The organism is Martelella sp. FOR1707 (assembly GCF_053484265.1).
In genome coordinates this window covers 62864-85185 of sequence record NZ_JBAKFP010000007.1, presented here as the reverse complement: position 1 = coordinate 85185, position 22322 = coordinate 62864, and the positions used below count along the sequence as shown (strand labels likewise).

Sequence of the window (22322 nt, the reverse complement as noted above, 5' to 3'; positions counted from 1 at the left end):
GGTTTCTTCTTCTTGTCGCTCATGGTTGACCTATCCGGAACACAGCTTCATTTTCCGGGCCCTGATTAACGGATCGCCGGAAATCCGGCAAGCGCCAAGGCCGCAACCGGCGCGGCGCGGCGGAACGCGGCGGCGAAAAGGAGGACCGATCGTGATCGCAACCACATCCCTGCCCGAACTCGTCTGCATCGGTCTGATGGTGCGTGGCGCGTGGCACGACCTGCCGAGAGCGGTTCCCGCCGGCTGGGAGCGGCTGTTCGCCGCCGCCCCGGAGGCCGAGAACTTTCTGGAGGTCTCCCGCAGGCAGGAAGATGGCACCTATGCCGAGTTTCTCGGCTTTCTGGTCGCCGGCAAGACCGAGATACCGGACGGCCTGGAACGCCATGTGGTTGCGCCCGGGCGCTATCTTCGCCTTCGCCATGACGGGCCGCTTGCGGATATCGCCGGAGGCTTCACACGCCTGCACGCCCATGCCGAAGCGGCGGGCATGACGGCCGGCGCCCTGAAACTCGATTTCGGCTACCGGCGCGGCCTGCCCGATACGCCGCACGAGCTTTACCTGGAGATCGCGCCAGAACCGCTGGCCCTTGGCGGCAGCGCATCGGGCTGAGCCTCGATGCTGAAGGCCACCAGCGCGGCCGCCGCCTTGCTCAGATGCCGCTCCTTGTGGCTGAGCAACTGGAACGCGCGCGAGGGGAGATCGAAGGCGACGCGCTTCAGCCCGCCGGACGCCAGCCATGGGGCAGCGACCGCGCCGGAAACCGCCGTCGCAGCCCGGCCTGAGCGCACCGCCGAAAGCACCGCCTCGTTGGAGGGCAGCACCATCACCACGTCGAGATCGGAAGCCGCAATGCCGAAACCGGCCATCGCATGCTCGAACTCGAAGCGCGTGCCGGAGCCTTCCTCGCGCAGCACGAAGCCGGTGGCGGCGACCAGTTCCTCCGCCGTCACCGCCCGGCCATCGGCCAGCGGATGGCCGGGGCCGACAACCACCATCAGCGCGTCGTCTGTCAGGTGCCGTTTTCTCAGCCGCGGATTGTCGAGCGTGCCCTCGATATAGCCAAGCTCCGCCTCGCCCTTCGCCACCGCATCGGCCACCGTGGTGGTGTTGCCGATGGCGAGCCTCAGCTCGATGCCGGGATAGCGCGCGTGAAACCGCATCAGCACGTCCGGCAGCCAGTAGCTGGCGATCGTCTGGCTGGCATAGACGGAAAGCTGGCCGCGCTCCAGCCCGCCAAGCTCGCCCAGCACCTGCTCGGCGGAGCGGATGCGGGCAAGCGCCGCCCGCGCCTCTTCCAGAAACACCCGGCCCTCCGCCGTCAGCACCAGGCCCCGGCCAACGCGGTCGAACAGCGCCACCTGATAGAAGTCCTCGAGCTTGCGCAGCGCGCTCGACACCGCCGACGGCGTCAGGCGCAGCGCCTCGGCCGCCCGGGTCAGGTGTTCGCGCTCGGCCACGGCCACGAACACAACGAGTTGTTCCACGGTCATCATGGAAAAACATTCTCCAAAATCGAATGAAACGTCAATTATTATTCGATGGAACGCGACATTCAAGAAGACCATGTATTGCGCAAACGAGGAAAGACCCGCATGCGCATTGCCATTGCCCACCAAACCGACCGCTCCTGGACCGCGCCGATCATGTCGCTTGCGCCGGGCATCATCCTGTCCTGTCTGGTGGCGCTGGCCGCCTTCGGGCTGGAGGCGTTGGAAGTGCGGCTTTCCGGCCATCGCTTCATCGAAAACCTGGTGCTGGCGATCCTCATCGGCACGCTGATCCGCTCGCTCGTGTCGCTGTCGGAAGTGTTCAAGCCCGGCATCCGCTTCTGCGAGAAATTCATTCTTGAAGTCGCGATCGTGCTGCTCGGCGCGTCGATCAGCGTTCAGGCGCTGAAGGCGGCGGGCCCGGCGCTGGTGCTCGGCATTATCGGCACGGTGGTGGTCGCGATCGCGATCTCCTATGGCATTGGCCGCGCCCTTGGGCTCAACAGGAAGCTTGCAACGCTGGTGGCCTGCGGCAACTCGATCTGCGGCAATTCGGCGATTGCGGCCGCCGCGCCGGTGATCGATGCCGAGCCGCGCGACATCGCCTCTGCGATCGCGTTCACCGCCGTGCTTGGCGTGATCATGGTGCTGGCGCTGCCGCTGGCGCTTGTCGGCCTCGGCATGAGCGGCGCGCAATATGGCGTGCTCTCCGGCCTCACCGTCTACGCCGTGCCCCAGGTTCTGGCCGCGGCCCAGCCCGGCGGCGTGATCGCGGTGCAGACCGGCACGCTGGTAAAGCTGATCCGGGTGATGATGCTCGGCCCCGTGCTGTTTGCGCTTGGCATGGCGGCCCGCAGCAGCGCGGGCGGCGCCCAGGTCAAGCTCAAGCATATCGCCCCCTGGTTCATCATCGGCTTCGCGCTGATGATGGCGCTGCGCTCGGCCGGCGCCTTTCCCGAAGAATTCATCGAGCCGCTCGCCCACACCTCCAATGCGCTCACCGTGCTCGCCATGGCAGCCCTCGGCCTTTCAGTCGATATCCGTTCGCTCGGTCGCGCCGGCGGCCGGGTGGTCGCCACCGCCGTGCTTTCGATCGTGGCGCTGACGGCGATCGCGCTGGCGCTGATCTTCGCGCTGCAGATCGGCTGATCAGGACGGAAGGGGCCGCTTCAGCGCGGCCCGCAAACGCTCCACCTCGTCGCGGCAGCAGCAGCCTTCGAGGTGGTCATTCACAAGCCCCATCGCTTGCATGAAGGCATAGACGGTGGTGGGGCCGACGAATTTCCAGCCGCGCTTCTTGAGATCCTTCGAAATCCGCACCGAAACCGGCGTCGTCGGATTTGCCCTGAGCGTTTCGAGATCGACCACCGCGGGCCGGTCCTCCGGTCCCGGCTCATGCCCCCAGAAATAGGCAGCCAGCGAGCCGAATTCGGCCTCCATCTCGATGGCGCGGGCGGCGTTGTTGATCGCCGCCTCGATCTTGCCGCGATGGCGGATGATGCCGGCATCGGCCAGAAGCCGCTCGACATCCTTCTCGTCGTAGCGGGCGACCTTGTGAAAATCGAAACCGTCGAAGCCGGCGCGAAAATTCTCCCGCTTGCGCAGAATTGTCAGCCATGAAAGCCCGGACTGGAACCCTTCCAGGCAGAGCTTCTCGAACAGCCGGAAATCATCGGTGACCGGCCGGCCCCATTCCTCATCGTGATATCTGAGATAATCCGGCAGATTTCCATGCCAGAAACAGCGGTCCCTGCCGTCGTCACCCGTTATCAGCCCCGCCGTTTCGCTCACAGTCGCCTCCTGATTCTCAATGGAACAAAAAGGAAACATGATTTCGCCGGCACGGCAAGGGCCAACATCCCGGGCCGACATGAAACGCCGCTGTCGCGAGCGTGACCATTCACGAAGCCTTAACCAATTTATACTTTATTTAAAGTTAATATTAGGCCGCACCAGAGAGTCTCCATGCTTCGCCTCACCGCCTCAGCGGGCCTGCTCCTGCTTGCCGCGTCATTTGTCGCTTCTGCAGACCGCGCTTCCGCCGAAACCGCCTTCTCCGTCTATGGCGGCTATCAGACCGCGCCGCATTCATCGGTCGAGATCAATGGCGCTGACGCTTTCACCGCGGGTTGGGAGGGACGTTCGTTCAACTGGCCTGCCTATTGGGGCGCACGCGCAACCTATTGGCTCGACCGCTACCAACAGCCCAATCTCGGCGTCTCGCTGGATTTCAGCCATGCCAAGGTCTATGCCGATGACGCCACGCTCGCCAAATCGGGCTGGAGCCATTTCGAATTTACCGACGGCCTCAATCTGCTGACGCTGAACGCGCTCTATCGCTTTCCGATAAAAGACAGCAAGTGGACGCCCTATCTCGGCCTCGGGGCTGGCATCAACGTGCCCCATGTTGAGGTCACCCGGCCGTCGGGCCGCACCTATGGCTACCAGTTCGGCGGCCCGACCGTGCAGGCCCAGGCCGGCGTTTCCTATAGCTTCGCCAGGAACTGGGACGCCTTCGTGGAATACAAGGCAAACTATTCCTGGGTCGACGTCAAGATCGACAGCGGCGACCGGATGAAGACCGGAATTCTCACCAACGCCGTCAATTTCGGCATCGGCTTCCGGTTCTGAAACCAACTTCCCTTATGGCCGCGGCGGCTCGTCCGGCGGATCGGTCGGGTCGGTCGCAGCGGCTGCCGGCGGATGCGGCGGCGGGGTTTCGATCACGTCGGCCTTCCGGCGTTCGCGCCGCGCCATCATGCCGTGGCCGCAAAGCGCCGCCATGGCGCCGAAGCCCAGCAATACGACAACGATGTTTGCGATCCAGCCGAAGAACGGCAGATAGTGCAGCAATGACATCAGCACCAGCCCGCCGGCGATCGCCAGCAGCCGGTTGACGAGGCTGGGCTTCAGCGGCTTGATGCTGGTGACCACCCACCACGACAGGGCGTAGACCGCGAGCAGATAGGCGAAGGTCCACAGGACCACCGTTGCCAGAATGATGAACGGGATCAGCGGAATGGCGATGATCGTCATCAGCGCCAGCGGCACCGCGCCGAACAGCGTGGAAAGCGCAACGAAGCCGTAGCCGAGCGAGGCGAAGGGCCGGGTGATCAGCCGCACCCTGGCCGTTTCCGTCCGCTGCGGGGCCAGCACCAGGAACACCGTCGCCAGCGCCAGCATGAAGACCAGCATGGAAATGAAGCTCGCGACCACGGTCGTGTCGGAGACGACCTCGGTATCCTCCTCTTCCTCCGGCGCCGCTTCGGGCGTCAGCTTGCGGAAAGTCACCTTGTCGGCGGCGATCACCGATTCCGGAATGGCCACTTCATCGGGCGCGTAATAGGTCAGCGTGCCGCCGATCGTGGCATCCGGCCCGAAGGCAATATCGTCGCCCATGATCCTGACATCCCCGGAAACCGCCGCGTTCAGCGTCAGATCGCCGCTGCCGACCAGGAGACTACCCGCGATCGGCGCGTTGATGGCCACCGAGCCGCCCGCAAGCCGCGCATTGCCGCTGACGGCGGCATCAGGGCCGATCTCGATGTCCGCGCCGGCGGCCGAAAGATCGCCCGCGACCGTGCCGTCAATCCGCACGGAAAAGCCTGCGGCATAAAGGTCGCCGTTGACGGCAGCGTTGGAGCGAACCCTGGCGCCCGCCAGAAGCGCGTCACGCCCGACCGCGCCATCAAGCCGCGCGGTGAGACCGGAGACGAAAGCGCTGCGCGGGCTGTCCTGGTTCAGCACGGTTGTCGTGCCGCTGGCATAGGTATCGCCGCCGAAGACCATGATCTTGTCGTCGTCCGCCATGGCCGCGGCGCTGCCGAGCGCCAGAACCGCGAATGCCGTCGCCAGAATGCGTTTTATTCCGTTCATGACCAAAGCCCCTCTCGCCCGTCAGCCGGTATTCTTCGCTGGGTCATACTATCCCGCTTGTGATGCCATTCGTAAAGAGCCAATGCGGGCGGTCAGCCGGCGCGGCAGCCAAGCACCGCCGCCGACAGTGCCTCCATGCTGTCGCGCCGCCTGTCGGAACGCCGCCAGCAAAGCCCGATCCGTCGTGCCGGCTGAGGCTCGGCAAAGGGCAGGATGGTCAGCGGCGTGCGCGCGGTCTCCGCCGCCACCGCCATTTCCGGGATCAGCGTCATGCCCATGTCGTTCGCCACCATCTGCAGCAGCGTGGTCATCGACGTCGCCCCGACATTGACGACATTGCGCTTCGGCTTCTGCTCGCAAAGCGCCAAGGCCTGGTCGCGCAGGCAATGACCCTCCTCCAGGAGCAGCAGGCGATCCGCCTCCAGATCGGCCTGGGTCAGCGGCGAGGCGAGCACGGTTTCATGATTGCGGGCGACCGCCATGAAGAACCGGTCGGCGAAAAGCTCCGTCGTCTGAATGCCATCGCGCTCGATCGGCAGCGCCGCCACCACCGCATCCAGCGTCCCCTCCTCCAGATGGTCGAGAAGCTGGTCGGTGACCGCCTCCTTCAGGGCGACCTCCGCATCCGGGTAATGAAGCTTCAGATAGGGCACGAGTTTCGGGATAAGATAGGGCGCGACGGTGGGAATGAGGCCGATCGCCACCGGCCCCGATAGCGGCCCCGCGGCCGGCCGGGCGGCGTGTTCCAGAGCGGCCATGGCGGAAAGCACGCTTGCCGCATGGGCGAGCACCCGCTCACCCTCGCGCGTCAACAGCACCTGTTTGCGGGTGCGTTCAAACAGCGCCACGCCGAGCTCCGCCTCCATATCCATGATCTGGGCCGAAAGCGCCGGCTGGCTGATATGCACAGCCTCCGCTGCCCGGCCGAAATGGCGCTCGCGCGCCAGCGCCTCGAAGTAGCGCAATTGTTTGAGTGTAATCATGATAGGAAAAACCTATCGTATTTGCAGGAAATCGCAATTGGAAACTATCGACGCTTCGTGAGACCATCGCCATCAGCAACAATGGAGGAAACCATGGCCGATAAACCGACCCTGACGACAACCGCCGGCGCGCCGCTGCCGGATAACCAGAACTCGATCACCGCCGGCCCGCGCGGCGGTGTGATGATCCAAGATTACCAGCTCATCGAAAAGCTGGCCCACCAGAACCGCGAACGCATTCCCGAACGCGTGGTTCACGCCAAGGGCTGGGGCGCGTTCGGCACGCTGAAGATCACCGGCGACATTTCGAAATACACCAAGGCCAAGTGTCTCCAGCCCGGTGCGGAAACGCCGATGCTCGCCCGGTTTTCGACCGTTGCCGGCGAACTGGGTGCTGCCGATGCCGAACGCGACGTGCGCGGCTTCGCCCTGAAATTCTACACTGAGGACGGCAACTGGGATCTCGTCGGCAACAACACGCCGGTGTTCTTCGTCCGCGACCCCTACAAGTTCCCGGATTTCATCCACACCCAGAAGCGCCATCCGCGCACCAACCTGCGTTCGCCCAAGGCCATGTGGGACTTCTGGTCGCTGTCGCCGGAAAGCCTGCACCAGGTGACGATCCTGATGTCGGACCGCGGCATCCCGGTCGATCCGACCTTCATGAACGGCTACGGTTCGCATACCTATTCGCTCTGGAACGAGGCCGGCGAACGCTTCTGGGTCAAGTTCCACTTCAAGACCGAGCAGGGCCACAAGCACTACACCAATGACGAGGCCGAAACGCTGATCGGCAAGAGCCGCGAGACCTATCAGGAAGCGCTGTTCGACAAGGTCGAAACCGGCAATTATCCGCGCTGGAAGGTGCAGGTGCAGATCATGCCGGAAAGCGATACCGGCAAGACGCCCTACAACCCCTTCGACCTCACCAAGGTCTGGCCGCATGGCGACTATCCGCCGATCGATATCGGCGTGATGGAGCTGAACCGGAACGCCGACAATTACTTCGCCGAAATCGAGCAGGCGGCGTTCTCGCCCTCCAATATCGTGCCCGGCATCTCGCATTCGCCGGACAAGATGCTGCAGGCCCGCATCTTCTCCTATGCCGATGCCCACCGCTACCGCCTCGGTACGCATTACGAGGCGCTGCCGGTCAACGCCCCGAAATGTCCGGTTCATCACTACCACAAGGATGGCCAGATGAACTTCTTCGGCCAGAAGACCGGCGCGACGGATGCTTATTACGAGCCCAACAGCATGGGCGGCGCTGTCGAGGACACGTCGGCGATGGAGCCGCCGCTCGCGATCGAAGGTGCGATGGCGCGCTACAACCACCGCGAGGGCAATGACGACTTCGCGCAGCCCCGCGCCCTGTTCGAGCTCTTCGACAATGGCCAGAAATCACGCCTGTTCGACAATGTGGCGGCCGCCATGGGTGGCGTGCCGGGCGAGATCATCGAGCGTCAGCTCGCGCTGTTCAAGCAGGTCCACCCGAACTACGAGGCCGGCGTTCGCGCCGCGCTGAAGGAAGCCCACGGTTACGAGGCCAACGCGATCTCGACGCCGGGAACGCCGGACGCGGCTGAATAGGATCAGGCTTTCAGACTATCGAAGGCCGGCGCCCATCGCGCCGGCCTTTTTCATGTGTTTTGCGCACGCAGTGCTGCACGCGGTGAGCGGCCCTTGATGCGCTTGAAGGCGACGCCGAAGGCGCTTTGCGAGCCGTAGCCGAGGAGACCGGCCACCTCCGAGACGCTTCTGCCGCGGTGGATGAGGTCTTCGGCAATCTGCATGCGCCAGCGCAGGACATAATCGATCGGGGCGCGGCCGATCGCCTTGCGAAACCCCTCCGAAAACGCCGTGCGCGACATGCCGGCGATGCCCGCCAGCGCGGCGACCGTCCAGTTCCGCTCGGGGTTTGCGTGGATCGCGTCCAGCGCCGCGCCAAGACGCCTGTCGGCCAGCGCGCCGATCCAGTTGCTCTGGCCGGGGGCCGCAGCGGTCTCGCCCTCGCGGGCGGAGATCGCCCGCAGCATCTGCACCAGCAGCATGTCGGTCAGATGCCGTCGCATCGTCTCCGCGCCGATATCGGTGCGGGTGAATTCGCTCTCCAGGCTCTGCAGCGTCCGGCTGATCTGGGCGGCGGACGGCGCTTCCGCGGGGATCAGCATCAGCGGCGGCAGGGCGTCGCCCAGCAAATGCTCGTGCAGGGGGCTGGCGCGATAGGCCCCGCCGATCATCACCACATCGTCACCGCCATAACGGCCGGTATCGGACTGTGTCCAGTCGATGACGCGCGCGCCATCCTCCGGCGGAAGGGCCGGATCGCTTGCAAGCACGTAGGACGGATACTGCGACAGCAGGAACACATCGCCAGCGCGCAGGCGTATCGGCGGCCTGTCGCCATGCAGCATGAAGCAGGCGCCCTTGAGGACGGCAGCAAACTTGATCGCGCTCTTTTCGGGAAACCGCAGCGACCAGTCGCCGCCCGCCTCAAAGCGGGTGCAGCGGGCGCTGCGCAGATTGAGCAGGTTGAAGAGCGTCGTGAGGGTATCGGTCATGGGCTGAACGTTCGCTACAACAATATGAACGAAACACTATAGAACGAACAGAGGCCGCGCGATATCTCCTTCAGCAGAAAAGGAGATCATCCATGGAAAATGTGAAGGACAAGGTCATCGCGATCACTGGCGCCAGCAGCGGCATCGGCCGCGCCACGGCCTTGATGCTGGCGGAAGCCGGCGCGCGCCTGGTTCTCGGCGCCCGCCGCGCCGAGCGACTGGAAACGCTTGCCGCGGAAATCGAGGCCGCCGGCGGTACCGCCATTGCGCACGAAACCGACGTGACCGACCGCGCCTCCGTGCAGCGTCTCGTTGATCGCGCGACGGAGACCTTCGGCCGGCTCGACGTGTTCATCGGCAATGCCGGCGTCGGGCCGATCTCCGGCCTCGACGATCTGCGCGTCGCGGACTGGGAGGCGATGGTGGACGTCAATTTCAAGGGCGCGCTCTATGGCATCGCGGCAACGCTGCCCGTTTTCCGCCGCCAGTCGGCCGGGCACTTTATCAGCGTGATATCCGTTGCCGGCCTGAGCGTGGCGCCCGGAATGGCGGTCTACGCCGCCACCAAGAATGCCGTGCGCACCCTGCATGAGGGCCTTCGGCAGGAGGCGGGACCCAATCTGCGCGTTACCGGCATCTCGCCCGGCTATGTCCGCACCGAATTCGGCGACGCCATTCCTGATGAGAGGCTGAGAGAACAGGTCGCAAGCGGCATGGACATGGCGATCTCGCCGGAAGCCATCGCCCGGTCGATCCTGTTCGCGATCGCCCAGCCGGCCGATGTCGATATCGGCGATATCGTCATCCGCCCGACGGCGCAGGGCTGAGGCGGTTTCATTCCGCCGCCGCCTTGATCTCCGCCCGTGCGAAATGGGCGGGGGCGAGGCCGGTATGGCGGGTGAAGGCGAGGCTGAAGGCGCTGGAAGAGCCATAGCCGACCCGTTCCGCGATGGCGGCCACCGGCAGTTGACCGCGCTTGAGCAGGTCCTTTGCGAGGATCATCCGCCACCGATAGAGATATTCCATCGGCGGCACGCCCATTGTGCGACTGAATCGGGCGAAGAAGGACGAGCGCGACAGGGCGGCGAGAGCGGCAAGCGCGTCCACCGTCCAGGCGCGGGCGGGGTCGCGATGCATCGCCCGGATCGGCTCGGAGAGCCTCTGGTCGGCGAGACCGCGCAGCAGGCCGGGTGCGGAATCGGAAGCCGCCGTCGACCTCAACGCCTCGATGAACAGCACTTCCAACAAGCGTTCGAGCACGACATCGCGCGCCGCGCGTCTCGACAGCGTTTCGTCGCGCACCAGCCTGGCGAGCGCGGCAAGCCGCTCATCGCGGCGCACGACCACGGTTTCCGGCAGCAGCGCAACCAGCAGCGCCGCATCGGGCGAGCCGAAGACGCAATGGCCGACGAGATACTGGCAGTCGGCCGGCCCCTCCGCGCGTCCGACCCTGAGCGCGCCATTGCCGAGATGAACCGGCGTCGTCACGATCCCGGCTTCCGGCCTCTCGGTGGCGCTGGTGGTGGTGAAGCCGAATGAGGACGGTACCAGCACGAAATCGCCCTGGGCGAGCTCCACCTCATCCCGTCCATCCGTCTGAAACCGGATCGCGCCCTCAAGCACAAGCGCATAGAACACCTGGCCGGTCTGTTCCCGGCGAATGCGCCACGGACCGGCGCCGGTGACCCATTTGGAATAGGGCGCGCGCGGTTGCAGGAATGAGACGATATCGGCAAGCGGATCTGTCAAAACCGGACTTTCAATGATGTGAACGCGATGCTCCATTATGGTGCGTCCGGGTGCGGCTGTCTATATTGCCATTGTCGGCACGGCGTTTCGTGCCTGTCGTTTTCACCCGTTCAGTTCAGCCGGCAGCGGGCGCCTCCGCGCCTGTCGTGCCGTGCGAAGGAGTTCCCATGAAAACCGTTCTCATCACCGGCTGCTCGTCCGGCTTCGGCCTTGAAACAGCGAAAACCTTTCTCGATCGCGGCTTCAGGGTCATCGCCACGATGCGTAAACCGGACGCCAGCCTGCTTCCCGCATCCGACACCCTCGAACTGCTGCCGCTCGATGTCACCGATCCTGACAGCATCGCCCGCGTCGTGGAGGCCGCCGGCCCGGTCGACATTCTCGTCAACAATGCCGGCGTCGGCTGGCTCAACGCGCTGGAAGGTTCACCGGTCGAGGTCATCCGCAAGGTTTTCGAGACCAATACGATCGGCGTCATGGCGCTGACGCAGGCCTTCCTGCCGCAGTTTCGCGCCCGCCGCGCCGGCATGATCGTCAATGTCACCTCGACGGTGACGCTCGCCCCGCTCCATCTCCTGTCGGTCTATACGGCCAGCAAGGCGGCGATCAACGCATTCAGCGAATGCCTGGCGCTCGAACTCGCGCCCTTCGATATCGGCGTCCGCCTCGTGCTGCCCGGCCGCGCGCCCGCCACGGATTTCGGGAAGAACGCCGCTTCGCTTTCGCCCGATGGCATGCGCATTCCGGAAGCCTACAAGGAGATTGCCGACGGTGTGTTCAGGCAATGGGCGGAAGCGCCGGCCGATCTGGTGACCCGGCCGCAGGATGTCGCCGAAGCCGTCTATCGCGCGGCGACCGACCCCTCGACGCCGATGCGCATACCGGCCGGCGCGGATGCTGAAGCGGACATGGCCAAAAGCCGCCCGGCACACACCTAAACGCAAAAGCGCCTCTACGGGTCGGGATCATCCATCGCGTCGTGCTCCCCGGCATGGGCGATCATGTCGGAGACGATATGTTCGATATGGTGATCGGCGGCCTCGTAATACATCTGCCGCGCCTTTCGGGTGCGCCGCACCAGCCGGGCGCCCCGCAACAGGCGCAAATGGTGGCTGACGAGCGAGGGCGAGGCCTCCACCTTGCTCGCGATATCGCCGACGGCCACCGGCTCGCTCAGGCAGGCGATCAGGATTTTCAGGCGGGTGGGGTCACCGAGCAGCTTGAAAGTCTCGGCGACGACCGCAATCTGCGCCTGCCTGTCGGCGAGCGTCTCCTCGAAATGCACCGGATCATCGTCCGGACAGACGCTCATGCCGGGGCCTCCAGCGGGCAATCCGCCGGGTGCTGGCCCCAGTTGATCTCGATCGTGGCGTGGCGGATATCGTAGCGCCTTGCCAGCACCGCCTTCACGCGATCGACGGCGGTGGCGGCATTGCCATTTTCCGCAAGGCTGATTTCCATGGTTGCCGCCGGCCGGCCCGAGGTGATCGACCAGACATGGACATGGGCGACATCGCTGACGTCGGCGACTTCATTCAGCACGTAGCGGCGCAGTTCCTCGATCTCGATATTGCTCGGCGTTCCCTCCATCAGGATCTGCGCAGCGCTGCGCAGCAGCGCCCAGGCGGCCCTGAGGATGAGGACCGACATCAGAACCGACAGGATCGGATCGGCCGGCGTCCAGTTGGTGTAATAGATGATCACCGCTGCGGTGATCGCGCCGACGGACCCCAGGAGATCGCCGAGAACATGCAGCAGAGCGCCCTTTATGGTGACATGGTCGCGGTCGCCCCGCATCAACAGCAGGAACACGCCGATATTGACGAACAGCCCCAGAATGGCAACGACCAGCATCGGCCCCGCCAGCACCGGTTCCGGCGTGATCAGGCGTTCGACAGCCTCATAGGCAATCCAGATGGTGAGCAGGAACAAAGCCAGCGCATTGACGAAGCCGGCCAGCACTTCGGAGCGCATATAGCCGAAGGTGCGCTTCTCATCGCCGCCCCGGCGACCGAAGCGGAACGAGGCCCAGGCAAGCCCCAGCGCCGCCGTATCCGTCAGCATATGCCCGGCATCGGCGATCAGCGCCAGCGACCCCGACAGCCAGCCGCCGACAAATTCCGCCACCATGAAACCGGCCGTCAGGCACAGGCCGATCAGCACCACGCGCTCATTGTTGCGCGACACGGAAGGCGCATGGCTGTGGTGTCCATCGCCGTGGCCATGCGCGTGGTCGTGATGGTCACCATGGTCGTGTTGGTGCTCGTTGTGCTTGCCTGGCTCGCCGCTCTTGGCACCATCGATCATTTTCAAAGCTCCATCTCGAAATATGAATATATAAATATACATTCATACATCAGGTCAAGATGAAAATTGGCGACTTATGATCGCGAGCGCGACCTCACATGCGGCGTAGTTCAGTGCCGGCTCTTGCTGTCCTCGGACGGCAGGGCGTCGAACAGGGCGCGATAGGCGGAGGAGAAGCGGCCGAGATGGCGCATGCCGACGCGCCGGGCGGCGGCGCTGGCCGACAGCCCGTCCTCGACGATCAGTCGCCGGGCTTCCTCCATGCGAATCCGGGTCAGCATTTCATAGGGCGTCTTCTGGTAATGGCGCTGAAAGCCTTCATAGAGGGCCCTTTCGGAGACACCGATCTCCCAGGCGACCGCCGACATCGACAGCCGTTCGCCGAAACGGGCGTGGAACAGGTCCATCACCCGTTTCACATGGCGCGGCGTGGCGCTGAGGCGATCAGGGACGACGGACTGGCCGTTCAGATAAGGAATATTGCCTAGAATCAGATCGATGATGCGATCGGTGATCGCCTCGCGGTGCGGATCGTTCGCGTCGCCGCCCTCGGAAAAATCAGCCGCCAGCACCTGAAACGCTTCCACAAGACGCCTGCCATGCGCGGTTTGCAGATCGATCAGCGGATCGAACACCGGCGCCTCGGCCTGGGCGCGATGGGTGAGCCGCGCGATCCGCTGTTCCAGCCGGCAGCGATCGATCTGGAGCATCCATTGCCGGGTCGCGGCCTGCCAGCGCGAACGGAACCGCGGCCCGGGCGACAAGAGCAGCGCCTGACCGGGGGCGGAGCTGATCTCCTCCTTGCCGAAGTCGATCCGCACCCCGCCGCTCAGCGGCATTTCCAGCATGTAGAATTCCTCGAAACCGTGGGCGCTGACCTCGATCTCGGCGCCGTATTCGAGGCGATTGAAGGCGCCGCAGGCCGTCTTCACAGCATGGTGGCGGAAACCGACCTTGCTGCCGGCATAGACCTCGAGACGATGATCGCAGAACGACCGGGTCATGTAGTGTTCGGCCTCGAGCGGATCGCTCGCCCGATAGCTCACGGTGTTCTCGAACATCGCCCCCTCCAGGACATGCGGCCACCTGCCGCGGCGAACGAGCATATTGGAACAATTCGTGGCATCAAGTCCACCATAGCGGATGCGGAACAGGGCCGCGCTGTAGTCCGCGGTCGGGGTCCAGGGCGGAGAACACTTCCTCTGTGGGGAACAGAAGGGAAGGTCATGCCGCCCTGGATGCCGACTCAAGGCCGGCATGACGGAGGTGGAGACCCTGCCCTTAAGCGGCAAGCCGTGTCAGATAGGCGTCCGCCTCTTCGGGAACCGCGAACCACGGGAAGAAATCGCGCGGATCGTTGAAGCCGTTGGCGATGCGTTTCGCCAGTTCCGGATAGGCCTGGGCCGAGCCCATGATGTTGAGCACATGCGGCGGCGGCGGGGCGAGCAGCGCGTTGGTCCAGCCGACCACGAACTGCGCGTAGGCCCAGTAGGCCTCGAAGGTGGCGACCATGAAGGCCTCGTCGAAGGCGTTGTCGCCATGGGCAAGGATGGCGTCGAGATAGCATTTCGCCGCCTTGGAGGCGTTGTTCGATCCCTGCCCGGTGATCGGGTCGTTGAGGCAGACGGCATCGGCCATTCCGAGGACGATGGCGCCGGATGGCAGACGCCCGACCGGCTTGCGCACCGTGGGCGGAAACGCGCCGGCGAGAATGCCGTTGTCGTCGGTGAGCGCGATATCCGTATTGCGCTCGGCCTCCCAGGGCAGGAAGGTGTCGAGGATCCATTTCGACTTCGCCAGATGCTCCTCCGGCGTTTTCACCTCTTTCCAGCAATCCATCGGCCCGCCGGGAATGCCCTCGAACACCATGATGTCGCACGGACCGGTCGTGGTCAGCGCCGGGAAGGTGAAATATTCGCCGACCGTGGGGATGAGATTGAAGCTGACCGCCGAGTGATCCGGGCGCGGCGCCATGCCGGTGACATAGGTCAGCGCCAGCGCGCGCTGCGGCCTGTCATAGGGCGAGCGCTCGGCGTCGCGTTCGAACATTTTGGCGATGTCGCCCTTGCCGGCGGCGACGATCACAAGGTCGCTCTCCTTCGCATAGGTTTCGAGATCGTCGAGGCTTGCGTCATGGATCACCATATCGCCGCCGAGGCGGGTGAATTCCTTCATCCAGCGCGGGATCTTGACCCGCTGGTCGACGCTCTGGGCGTAGCTGTCTAGCTTGCCGTTCCAGTCGATCGCCTTGACGCCCGGCGCATCCGGCGCGGGCACTGTGAAGTTGATGGAATCGACCGTCGGGCATTCGGCCTCCCAGAAATTGATGCCGAGATCGCGCTCGTTCTGGAGTGCTGCATCAAACATGCACTGGCTGGAAAGGACCTTACCCTTTTCAATTTCCTCGCCGGTGCGGTTCTGGACGATGCGCACCGCATGGCCGGCCTTCAGAAGGCCGATGCCGAGCTGGAGGCCGGACTGGCCACCGCCGACAATGGTGAAATGTTTTGTCATGTCATTCCCCTTTTCGTGGATTGTTTGTTGTTGTGGTATCAGTCCATCAGCAGCGGGATCGCCGGTTCGGCCTGTTCCGGCCCCATCGCCGTGTAGCCGCCGTCGACGCGGATATCCGTGCCGGTGATGAAGCTCGCGCTGTCGGAAAGCAGGAAGGCGACCGCCTCGCCGACCTCGTCCGGACTGCCGGTGCGCCCGAGCAGATGGAAGGGCTTGGCGACGCTGTCCGCCTTGGCGCGGGTGTCATGGGTCAGTTCCTGCATGATGTTCGACCATGTCCAGCCGGGCGAGACCGCGTTGACGCGAATGCCCTCGGGCGCGAGGTCCATCGCCTGGTTGCGGGTCAGTTGCAGGATCGCGGCCTTCGAGACCGGATAGACCCAGCGCCCGGTCTGGGCGACGCGGGCGGAAATCGAGCCGAAATTGACGATCGCGCCCTTGTTTTTTGCAAGGTGCTCGCGCGCGGCCTGCATCAGCATGACGGAGCCGACAATGTTGACGTCGAGGGCTGCGAGCCAGTCGGCGCGGCTGGTTTCCGCACCCTCGTCCAGATAGGTACAGGCGACGTTGACGAGATAGTCGAGCCGGCCGGTTTGCTCGACCGCCTTTGCGACCAGCGCTGCGATCTCCTCGTCTTTGGTGATGTCGGTGGCGATAAAGCGCGCGCCGGTGGCCGCCGCCGCCTTTTCGCCGGCCTCGGCGTTGATATCGGCGATCACGACGTTGATGCCGTAGCCCGCGAGCACCGTTGCGATGCCCTGCCCGATCAGCGTCGCGCCGCCGGATATGATGGCGGTCTTTCCGTTCAGACCTTTCATGATGGCTTCCCCTTTATTGTTGCAAGAGATTTCGAAAAATCAGGCCGGCGATGCCGCCAGGCAGGTCGTCAGGAAAGCGCCGTCGCCATAAAGCAGCGGCGGCGCCTCGCCTTCGGCGCAGCGCGTCGCGGCGACCTTGCCGATCAAAATCATGTGGGTGCCGAAGGTAACGGTTTCGGCGAGCCGGCAATCGAAGCTGACGGCGGCGTCGGCCAACACCGGCGCGCCGGTTTCCGCAACGCCCCAGTCGCCGACCGAAAACCGGTCCTCGCGCGAATGTCCGGTGCGGCCCGCAAAGGTTTCGGCAACCGCGCGCTGGGCTGTCGCCAGCACATTGACGGCGAAGACGCCGCGCTGTTCGACAACCGCCGCGATCGAGGTCTCGCGATTGACGCAGGCCACCAGCGAAGGCGGATCGGTCGACAGCGAACAGACCGCCGTTGCGGTGATCCCGCAGCGCCGCCCTTCGGCATCCAGCGATGTGATGATGGTCACGCCGCCGGCAAGACGTCGCATGCCGGCCCGGAAGAGTCCGCTTCCCATATTTTCGTTCCCGCGATTGCGAATGGATTTCCCATTCATTTTATGTTTAAATTAATCTTCCGCCGAACTTGACGAACCGCAATCCGGATTGCGCAACGCCTTGTCCGTTTTCGGCAGACGTGCCTTGTTTTCGATTGGGAAGCCCCCGATGATCGATGCGCATGCCACACCTTTGAAGCATCATGGTCTCGTCGATACGAAGAGCGTCGATGAGGCGCGCGACGCGATCGGACGCATTTTCTGTCCCCATTTCCTGACCGTGCATGACAGGCGCGCCGGCGGCTTCCACGCCGTCCACAACGCCGTCGAGCAGCCGGGCTACTCGGTCAATTTCGTTTCGTACGGCGCGGAGGTTGAAATCGACCCTGGCGAGCTTTCCGATTTCTTTCTGCTGCAGCTTCCCGTCGCCGGCACCGCCCATGTGCGTTGCGGCACGCGCGTGACCGAGGCCGAGGCCGGCCGGCGCGCCTCGCTGCTGTCGCCGACGCTCGCCTCGCGCATGGTCTGGCGCGAGAATTGCGAAAAGCTGATCGTGCTGATGCGCCGCCGCGTGGTCGAGGACTTTTTCGAGACGCTGACCCATCGCGCCGTGACGCCGCTCGAATTCGAACCCGGCGTCGATCTGACGACGCCGGTGGGCGCCAGCGTCATGTCCCACGCCCGGCTGCTGTTCGAGGCGGCGGAAGGCGGGGCGGCGCTGCCGGATTCCTACCGCGTCATGCTGCGCGACGGGCTGCTGTCGCTGCTCCTCACCGGGCTGGAGAACAACCGCTCCGAAATGCTGCACGCCCCCGCCGCCGCGGCGGGTCCGCTATCGGTGCAGAAGGCCGACGAGTTCATCCAGTCGCGCGCCGCCGATACGATCGCGATGGCGGATATCGCCGCTGCCGCCGGCCTGCCGCTGCGCACACTGCAGGATGCCTATCGCAAGGCCCGCGGCCACACCCTTTCCGACGCCGTGCAGACGGCCCGCCTTCAGAAATTGCGCGAGCTGCTTCTCAAGCCCGGCCCCGGGCTTTCGGTCGCCGACGCCGTTCTGGCCTCCGGCTTCGGCCATCTCGGCCGCGCCGCCTCGGCCTACCGCGCAGCCTATGGCGAAAGCCCCTCCGAAACGCTGCGGCGGACGCGATCGGCGTAACCGCTTCAGGCCGGGCACGCCCGGTAAATTCGAACCGCAAACCGCTCGCAACCGGTCAGCGGAGATATTGGGCAAAGGTCATGGATGACCGCGGCGACGTAATATTGTAGGATGGGACGCCGGTCGACGGAAAAGGAAGCGGCCGGCGGGAGGAGACAGCCGGTGGCGCCATGACGCCGCATCGCCGGGCGCGGCGGGAAATATCAGGCTGCGTGACATGGGAGGAAATGCCGATGGTTTTTCCATCAAGGGTAACGGATGCTCATATCCATGCCGAAACCGTTTTGGCGACGGCACTTTCTTCAAAAGAACCGGCCTTCTCGCCTGTCGCGGCATCGTGGTGGCGGTCGTTGGTCCAGCACAAGCTCGATCCGACCGGCGCAACCGACACCGGGGAAAGAAGGCTCGGCAGCGCCGAACTGCGCGAACGGCGCGAACGCGCCGATCCGATGGTTTCGATCGCCGGCGCCCGTCTCGACCGCCTGTTCCGCTGTGTTTCACAGTCAGCCTGCGGCGTATTCCTGAGCGATGCCGACGGCTTCGTTCTCGAACACCGCTATCGCGACGCGGACCGCGAGAGTTTCGAGCTTTGGGGATTACGGAAGGGACGAAGCTGGTCGGAATCCGTTGAAGGCACCAACGGCATCGGCACCTGCCTTGCCGAGGGTCGCGCGCTCATCATCCATCGCGACGAGCATTTTTTCAATCGCAACACCGCCATGAGCTGCATTGATGCGCCGATCTTCGGGCCGGACGGGCGGTTGATCGGGGCGCTCGACGTTTCATCGGCGCGCGCCGACCAGACCGCATCCGCCAATCAGATGATTGCCGCGCTGGTGCAGCAGACAGCGCGGCAGATAGAAGCTGACTGCTTTCGGGCCAGCCATCCGGGCTATCGCATTCTGCTTGCCGATGGCGGCACCGGCGGCGACGATGCGGTCACCGCGCTGATCGCGGTCGATAATGACGATCTGGTGGTCGCGGCGACCCGTTCGGCCCGGCAGGCGTTGGGCCTGGCGCTCTCCGGCGACTTCACACCGATACCGGCGGCGGATCTGCTTGGCAACGATACCGGCAAACGCGGCTTCGACGCCGCTGAGCACGCCGTGGTGATGCAGGCGCTCGCCCGGATGAACGGCAACGTTCAGGCTGCGGCGCGCGCGCTCGGAATCAGCCGGGCCACGCTCTACCGCCGGATGAAACGGCTCGGCATTACCGGATTTTGACGCCGGGTCGCTTTTTCTTCCCGGACTGTTTCAGAATTGAGACAGAACGCGTCACACTCCCTGTTCGTACAGGTGACAACAGGCATTCGGTCGCCCATTTTTTCCTCATCATTCAACGTTCAGAACGTTATGGGAGGAAAAGCCATGAACGAGATGCCAAAACACGAAGGATTGCTGAAGTCCCCCTTCAAGGACCGTTATGACAACTTCATCGGCGGCAAGTTCGTGCCGCCGAAAAACGGTCGCTATTTTACCAACACCACGCCGATCACCGGGGCCGCGATCAACGAGATCGCCCGTTCCGACGCCGCCGATATCGAGCTGGCGCTCGATGCCGCCCATGCCGCAAAGGCCAAATGGGGTTCGACATCGCCGGCCGAACGCGCCCGCGCGCTGCTGAAGATTGCGGATGTGATCGAGGCCAACCTGCCCTTCATCGCCACCTGCGAGACCTGGGACAATGGCAAGCCGATCCGCGAGACGATGAATGCCGACATTCCGCTCGCAGCCGACCATTTCCGCTATTTCGCCTCTGCGCTGCGCGCCCAGGAAGGCACGATGAGCGAGATCGACGACGACACCGTCGCCTACCACTTCCACGAGCCGCTCGGCGTGGTCGGCCAGATCATTCCCTGGAACTTCCCGATCCTGATGGCCGCCTGGAAGCTGGCACCGGCGATTGCCGCCGGCAACTGCGTGGTGCTGAAGCCCGCCGAACAGACGCCCGCCTCGATCCTGGTGCTGGCGGAACTGATCGCCGACATCCTGCCGCCGGGCGTTCTCAACATTGTCAACGGCTTCGGCCTTGAAGCCGGCAAGCCGCTGGCGCAGAGCCCGCGCATCTCCAAGATCGCGTTTACCGGCGAGACCACGACCGGCCGGCTGATCATGCAATATGCCACCGAAAACCTCATTCCGGTGACGCTGGAGCTTGGCGGCAAATCGCCCAACATCTTCTTCAAGGATGTGATGCGCGAGGATGATGGCTTCCTCGACAAGGCGGTCGAAGGCTTCGTGTTCTTCGCGCTCAACCAGGGCGAGGTCTGCACCTGCCCGTCGCGCGCCCTGATCCAGGAAGACATCTACGACGCCTTCATGGAAAAGGCGATTGCCCGCACCAAGGCGATCATCCAGGGTGACCCGCGCGCCGACAACACCATGATCGGCGCGCAGGCATCGAGCGAGCAGAAAGAGAAGATCCTCTCCTATTTCGATATCGGACGTCAGGAAGGCGCGGAGGTGCTTTTGGGCGGCGCTGCGGCCGATCTCGGCGGAGAGCTGTCGAACGGCTACTACATCCAGCCGACGATCCTCAAGGGCCACAACAAGATGCGCGTGTTCCAGGAGGAAATCTTCGGGCCGGTCGTTTCCGTCACCACCTTCAAGGATGAGGCGGAAGCGCTCGAAATCGCCAACGACACGCTCTATGGCCTCGGCGCCGGCGTGTGGTCGCGCGATGCCAACACCTGCTACCGCTTCGGCCGCCACATCCAGGCGGGCCGTGTGTGGGTCAACAACTATCATGCCTATCCGGCGCATGCGGCCTTTGGCGGCTACAAGCAGTCCGGCATCGGGCGCGAAACCCACAAGATGATGCTCGATCACTATCAGCAGACCAAAAACCTGCTGGTGAGCTACAGCACTGAAAAAGTCGGCTTCTTCTGAGGCTGACGGGATCTCCTCCCAGGTGGCGGGCGGAGCTTCGGCTTCGCCCGTTCGCTTTCGGTTCAACAAGGAGACGGATATGGAAAAGCCTGACATCCACTGCGTCACCGATGCCGACCTGCCTGCCGGCGCCGAAAAGGGCAGCCGGGTAACCGCGACGCTTGCCGCGCGGGAACTCATCCGCGAGATCAAGGCCGACCACGGCGAGATCATGTTCCACCAGTCCGGCGGGTGCTGCGACGGCTCGTCGCCGATGTGCTATCCGAAAGCCGAATTTCACCTCGGTAGCGGCGACGTCCTGCTTGGCGAAGTGGAAGGAGCGGAAGTCTGGATATCCGGCCCGCAATTTCAGGCCTGGAAACACACCCAGTTGATCCTCGACGTGGTGCCCGGTCGCGGCGGCATGTTCAGCCTTGATAACGGCCGCGAAAAACGCTTCCTCACCCGCTCGCGCGTATTGACCGAAGACGAGCTCGAAGCGCTGGAAACCCCGCGGTCTTAAAACATCTCTGGCTCAATAGCCGTAATAAAGCGTCACCGTGTGGCGCGCTTCGGCGAAGAACAGCCAGCGTTCGACCAGCATGCCGGCAAGTTGCAGGGGCACTGCGGCAAGGGCGAACGCCAGTGCCAGCGGTCCGGGGACCAGCAGCGACAGCGCAAGACAGGCAGCCGGCAGGGCAAAGGCAAGCGCTTGGGCGATCAGGCGCAGCATTGCGGCATGCTTGCGGGCGACGCGATAGCCCATTTCCTTGAGCAGGTAATTCTGCTCGCTGTGCGGGGACTGCACCTGGCGAATTTGGCCCTCGCCGAGGCCGAGCGCCTGATTGGCGGTGGGTTGGGTTTGACCGCTGTCGCGCCAGGCCCAGTAGCCGCGCTTGACCGCCCATCCCGCCAGCGCAAGGATCACGGCCAGCACGGCAACGAGCCGGCTTGCCGGGCCGAAGGTGGCCAGCAGGGCGTTGAGCAGCGTCAGGCCGGTCATCGCCGCGAAGACGAGGTAGCAGGGCAGCGTCCAGGGGCCGTGCCATTCCGCTATCGGCTTGAGCGAGGCGTAGATCATCGCCGTCATGATGACGGTCGCGACCGCGCCGAGAGCGGCAAGCCCGCCGGCGAGCACCATCCAGCCGCCGCTGGCCTGCAGGATCACCCAGCCGAAGGCGAGCGCGACGGCGGGAACATAGGTCGCCACGGAGGAAACGCCTTCGCGCGAAAGCCATGACGAGCGCCACTGGCTGAAGGCGCGCCAGGCGCGCTCCGGGCGGCCGAGATGGGCGGTGGATGACAGCAGGCCGGCCGAGATCAGGCCGAGCGAAAGGCCGAAGCCGACGAGACCGAACCACGGGTCGGGCGGCAGCAGGCCGAAGACGGCGGCAAGGCCCAGCAGGAAAAGCAAGCCATAGCCCGCGCCGGAAGCGGTGGTGAAGAAGATGACGGAAAAGGCGGGATGCATCGGC

23 protein-coding genes are annotated in these 22322 nt (G+C 64.3%); 10 read left to right on the top strand and 13 right to left on the bottom strand.

The annotated features are described in order from the left end of the window. Positions 1-151 precede the first annotated feature (151 nt). The gene (locus tag V6765_RS18960) at positions 152-610 is read left to right on the top strand and encodes a hypothetical protein (protein ID WP_448431669.1); all 459 of its coding nucleotides are present in this window, start codon (positions 152-154) and stop codon (positions 608-610) included. On the opposite strand, the gene V6765_RS18955 is transcribed toward V6765_RS18960, so the two are convergent. Continuing rightward, positions 556-1491 carry a LysR substrate-binding domain-containing protein gene (locus V6765_RS18955; protein WP_448432012.1) on the bottom strand — a complete coding sequence of 312 codons (936 nt, stop codon included), beginning with the start codon at positions 1489-1491 and terminating at the stop codon, positions 556-558. The two genes, V6765_RS18960 and V6765_RS18955, sit on opposite strands and share 55 nt — an antisense overlap. Before the next feature lie 102 nt (positions 1492-1593). On the opposite strand from V6765_RS18955, the gene V6765_RS18950 reads away from it, so the two are divergent. Then, positions 1594-2637, top strand: coding sequence for a YeiH family protein (locus V6765_RS18950; RefSeq protein ID WP_448431667.1), 1044 nt, complete (start codon positions 1594-1596; stop codon positions 2635-2637). On the opposite strand, the gene V6765_RS18945 is transcribed toward V6765_RS18950, so the two are convergent. Further along, positions 2638-3318 (bottom strand): DNA-3-methyladenine glycosylase I, encoded by a 681-nt coding sequence (locus V6765_RS18945; RefSeq protein WP_448431665.1) that lies wholly within the window; start codon positions 3316-3318, stop codon positions 2638-2640. It lies immediately after the preceding gene. Positions 3319-3453: 135 nt separating this feature from the next. Here V6765_RS18945 and V6765_RS18940 point away from each other — a divergent pair, with 135 nt between their 5' ends. Beyond that, the gene (locus V6765_RS18940) at positions 3454-4119 is read left to right on the top strand and encodes an outer membrane protein (RefSeq protein WP_448431663.1); all 666 of its coding nucleotides are present in this window, start codon (positions 3454-3456) and stop codon (positions 4117-4119) included. Positions 4120-4131: 12 nt separating this feature from the next. Here V6765_RS18940 and V6765_RS18935 read toward each other — a convergent pair whose 3' ends face one another. Together V6765_RS18935 and V6765_RS18930 are read right to left on the bottom strand one after the other, a co-directional pair. Beyond that, positions 4132-5364: a hypothetical protein gene (locus V6765_RS18935; RefSeq protein ID WP_448431661.1), complete on the bottom strand. Its 1233-nt coding sequence runs from the start codon at positions 5362-5364 to the stop codon at positions 4132-4134. A 92-nt stretch (positions 5365-5456) separates the two neighbouring features. Continuing rightward, positions 5457-6347, bottom strand: a complete 891-nt coding sequence (locus tag V6765_RS18930) for a LysR substrate-binding domain-containing protein (protein ID WP_448431659.1) — start codon at positions 6345-6347, stop codon at positions 5457-5459. A 93-nt stretch (positions 6348-6440) separates the two neighbouring features. On the opposite strand from V6765_RS18930, the gene V6765_RS18925 reads away from it, so the two are divergent. Continuing rightward, positions 6441-7937 carry a catalase gene (locus tag V6765_RS18925; protein WP_448431657.1) on the top strand — a complete coding sequence of 499 codons (1497 nt, stop codon included), beginning with the start codon at positions 6441-6443 and terminating at the stop codon, positions 7935-7937. A gap of 50 nt (positions 7938-7987) precedes the next feature. Here V6765_RS18925 and V6765_RS18920 read toward each other — a convergent pair whose 3' ends face one another. Beyond that, positions 7988-8908 (bottom strand): AraC family transcriptional regulator, encoded by a 921-nt coding sequence (locus V6765_RS18920; protein ID WP_448431655.1) that lies wholly within the window; start codon positions 8906-8908, stop codon positions 7988-7990. 92 nt (positions 8909-9000) lie between these two features. On the opposite strand from V6765_RS18920, the gene V6765_RS18915 reads away from it, so the two are divergent. Beyond that, positions 9001-9735 carry an SDR family oxidoreductase gene (locus V6765_RS18915; protein WP_448431653.1) on the top strand — a complete coding sequence of 245 codons (735 nt, stop codon included), beginning with the start codon at positions 9001-9003 and terminating at the stop codon, positions 9733-9735. Between the two features lie 7 nt (positions 9736-9742). Here V6765_RS18915 and V6765_RS18910 read toward each other — a convergent pair whose 3' ends face one another. Beyond that, a complete protein-coding gene (locus tag V6765_RS18910) occupies positions 9743-10657 on the bottom strand; it encodes an AraC family transcriptional regulator (protein ID WP_448431651.1) in 915 nt (304 codons plus the stop codon). Positions 10658-10824: 167 nt separating this feature from the next. Here V6765_RS18910 and V6765_RS18905 point away from each other — a divergent pair, with 167 nt between their 5' ends. Further along, a complete protein-coding gene (locus tag V6765_RS18905) occupies positions 10825-11595 on the top strand; it encodes an SDR family oxidoreductase (protein WP_448431649.1) in 771 nt (256 codons plus the stop codon). 14 nt (positions 11596-11609) lie between these two features. Here V6765_RS18905 and V6765_RS18900 read toward each other — a convergent pair whose 3' ends face one another. From V6765_RS18900 to V6765_RS18875, 6 genes are all read right to left on the bottom strand, one after another. Continuing rightward, positions 11610-11969, bottom strand: a complete 360-nt coding sequence (locus V6765_RS18900; RefSeq protein ID WP_448431647.1) for an ArsR/SmtB family transcription factor — start codon at positions 11967-11969, stop codon at positions 11610-11612. Continuing rightward, a complete protein-coding gene (locus tag V6765_RS18895; RefSeq protein WP_448431645.1) occupies positions 11966-12964 on the bottom strand; it encodes a cation diffusion facilitator family transporter in 999 nt (332 codons plus the stop codon). The genes V6765_RS18900 and V6765_RS18895 overlap by 4 nt, the downstream gene beginning before the upstream one ends. A gap of 110 nt (positions 12965-13074) precedes the next feature. After that, positions 13075-14025 carry an AraC family transcriptional regulator gene (locus V6765_RS18890; protein ID WP_448431643.1) on the bottom strand — a complete coding sequence of 317 codons (951 nt, stop codon included), beginning with the start codon at positions 14023-14025 and terminating at the stop codon, positions 13075-13077. Between the two features lie 220 nt (positions 14026-14245). Beyond that, on the bottom strand, positions 14246-15478 hold the full coding sequence (locus V6765_RS18885; RefSeq protein WP_448431641.1) for a styrene monooxygenase/indole monooxygenase family protein: 1233 nt from the start codon (positions 15476-15478) through the stop codon (positions 14246-14248). Between the two features lie 38 nt (positions 15479-15516). Continuing rightward, positions 15517-16296 (bottom strand): SDR family oxidoreductase, encoded by a 780-nt coding sequence (locus V6765_RS18880; protein WP_448431639.1) that lies wholly within the window; start codon positions 16294-16296, stop codon positions 15517-15519. A 39-nt stretch (positions 16297-16335) separates the two neighbouring features. Then, positions 16336-16839 (bottom strand): flavin reductase family protein, encoded by a 504-nt coding sequence (locus tag V6765_RS18875; RefSeq protein WP_448431637.1) that lies wholly within the window; start codon positions 16837-16839, stop codon positions 16336-16338. A 148-nt stretch (positions 16840-16987) separates the two neighbouring features. Here V6765_RS18875 and V6765_RS18870 point away from each other — a divergent pair, with 148 nt between their 5' ends. The 4 genes from V6765_RS18870 to V6765_RS18855 all read left to right on the top strand — a co-directional run bounded on the left by V6765_RS18870 (position 16988) and on the right by V6765_RS18855 (position 21370). Next, positions 16988-17977, top strand: coding sequence for an AraC family transcriptional regulator (locus V6765_RS18870; RefSeq protein WP_448431635.1), 990 nt, complete (start codon positions 16988-16990; stop codon positions 17975-17977). A 233-nt stretch (positions 17978-18210) separates the two neighbouring features. Then, positions 18211-19203, top strand: coding sequence for a GAF domain-containing protein (locus tag V6765_RS18865; protein WP_448431633.1), 993 nt, complete (start codon positions 18211-18213; stop codon positions 19201-19203). 144 nt (positions 19204-19347) lie between these two features. Then, a complete protein-coding gene (gene adh / locus V6765_RS18860) occupies positions 19348-20868 on the top strand; it encodes an aldehyde dehydrogenase (protein WP_448431631.1) in 1521 nt (506 codons plus the stop codon). Positions 20869-20947: 79 nt separating this feature from the next. After that, positions 20948-21370, top strand: a complete 423-nt coding sequence (locus V6765_RS18855) for a DUF779 domain-containing protein (protein WP_448431629.1) — start codon at positions 20948-20950, stop codon at positions 21368-21370. 12 nt (positions 21371-21382) lie between these two features. Here the strand turns inward: V6765_RS18855 and V6765_RS18850 are convergent, their stop codons facing one another. Beyond that, positions 21383-22318, bottom strand: a complete 936-nt coding sequence (locus V6765_RS18850; protein ID WP_448431627.1) for a dimethyl sulfoxide reductase anchor subunit family protein — start codon at positions 22316-22318, stop codon at positions 21383-21385. Between the last annotated feature and the right edge of the window lie 4 nt (positions 22319-22322).

Coding starts and splice junctions, on each gene's coding strand:
- V6765_RS18945 (WP_448431665.1), bottom strand. CDS start 3,318: ATGTTTCCTTTTTGTTCCATTGAGAATCAGGAGGCGACTGTGAGCGAA.
- V6765_RS18950 (WP_448431667.1), top strand. CDS start 1,594: ATGCGCATTGCCATTGCCCACCAAACCGACCGCTCCTGGACCGCGCCG.
- V6765_RS18880 (WP_448431639.1), bottom strand. CDS start 16,296: ATGAAAGGTCTGAACGGAAAGACCGCCATCATATCCGGCGGCGCGACG.
- V6765_RS18925 (WP_448431657.1), top strand. CDS start 6,441: ATGGCCGATAAACCGACCCTGACGACAACCGCCGGCGCGCCGCTGCCG.
- V6765_RS18930 (WP_448431659.1), bottom strand. CDS start 6,347: ATGATTACACTCAAACAATTGCGCTACTTCGAGGCGCTGGCGCGCGAG.
- V6765_RS18890 (WP_448431643.1), bottom strand. CDS start 14,025: ATGTTCGAGAACACCGTGAGCTATCGGGCGAGCGATCCGCTCGAGGCC.
- V6765_RS18855 (WP_448431629.1), top strand. CDS start 20,948: ATGGAAAAGCCTGACATCCACTGCGTCACCGATGCCGACCTGCCTGCC.
- V6765_RS18885 (WP_448431641.1), bottom strand. CDS start 15,478: ATGACAAAACATTTCACCATTGTCGGCGGTGGCCAGTCCGGCCTCCAG.
- V6765_RS18935 (WP_448431661.1), bottom strand. CDS start 5,364: ATGAACGGAATAAAACGCATTCTGGCGACGGCATTCGCGGTTCTGGCG.
- V6765_RS18940 (WP_448431663.1), top strand. CDS start 3,454: ATGCTTCGCCTCACCGCCTCAGCGGGCCTGCTCCTGCTTGCCGCGTCA.
- V6765_RS18850 (WP_448431627.1), bottom strand. CDS start 22,318: ATGCATCCCGCCTTTTCCGTCATCTTCTTCACCACCGCTTCCGGCGCG.
- V6765_RS18895 (WP_448431645.1), bottom strand. CDS start 12,964: ATGATCGATGGTGCCAAGAGCGGCGAGCCAGGCAAGCACAACGAGCAC.
- V6765_RS18875 (WP_448431637.1), bottom strand. CDS start 16,839: ATGGGAAGCGGACTCTTCCGGGCCGGCATGCGACGTCTTGCCGGCGGC.
- adh (WP_448431631.1), top strand. CDS start 19,348: ATGAACGAGATGCCAAAACACGAAGGATTGCTGAAGTCCCCCTTCAAG.
- V6765_RS18900 (WP_448431647.1), bottom strand. CDS start 11,969: ATGAGCGTCTGTCCGGACGATGATCCGGTGCATTTCGAGGAGACGCTC.
- V6765_RS18920 (WP_448431655.1), bottom strand. CDS start 8,908: ATGACCGATACCCTCACGACGCTCTTCAACCTGCTCAATCTGCGCAGC.
- V6765_RS18865 (WP_448431633.1), top strand. CDS start 18,211: ATGGTTTTTCCATCAAGGGTAACGGATGCTCATATCCATGCCGAAACC.
- V6765_RS18905 (WP_448431649.1), top strand. CDS start 10,825: ATGAAAACCGTTCTCATCACCGGCTGCTCGTCCGGCTTCGGCCTTGAA.
- V6765_RS18955 (WP_448432012.1), bottom strand. CDS start 1,491: ATGACCGTGGAACAACTCGTTGTGTTCGTGGCCGTGGCCGAGCGCGAA.
- V6765_RS18915 (WP_448431653.1), top strand. CDS start 9,001: ATGGAAAATGTGAAGGACAAGGTCATCGCGATCACTGGCGCCAGCAGC.
- V6765_RS18870 (WP_448431635.1), top strand. CDS start 16,988: ATGATCGATGCGCATGCCACACCTTTGAAGCATCATGGTCTCGTCGAT.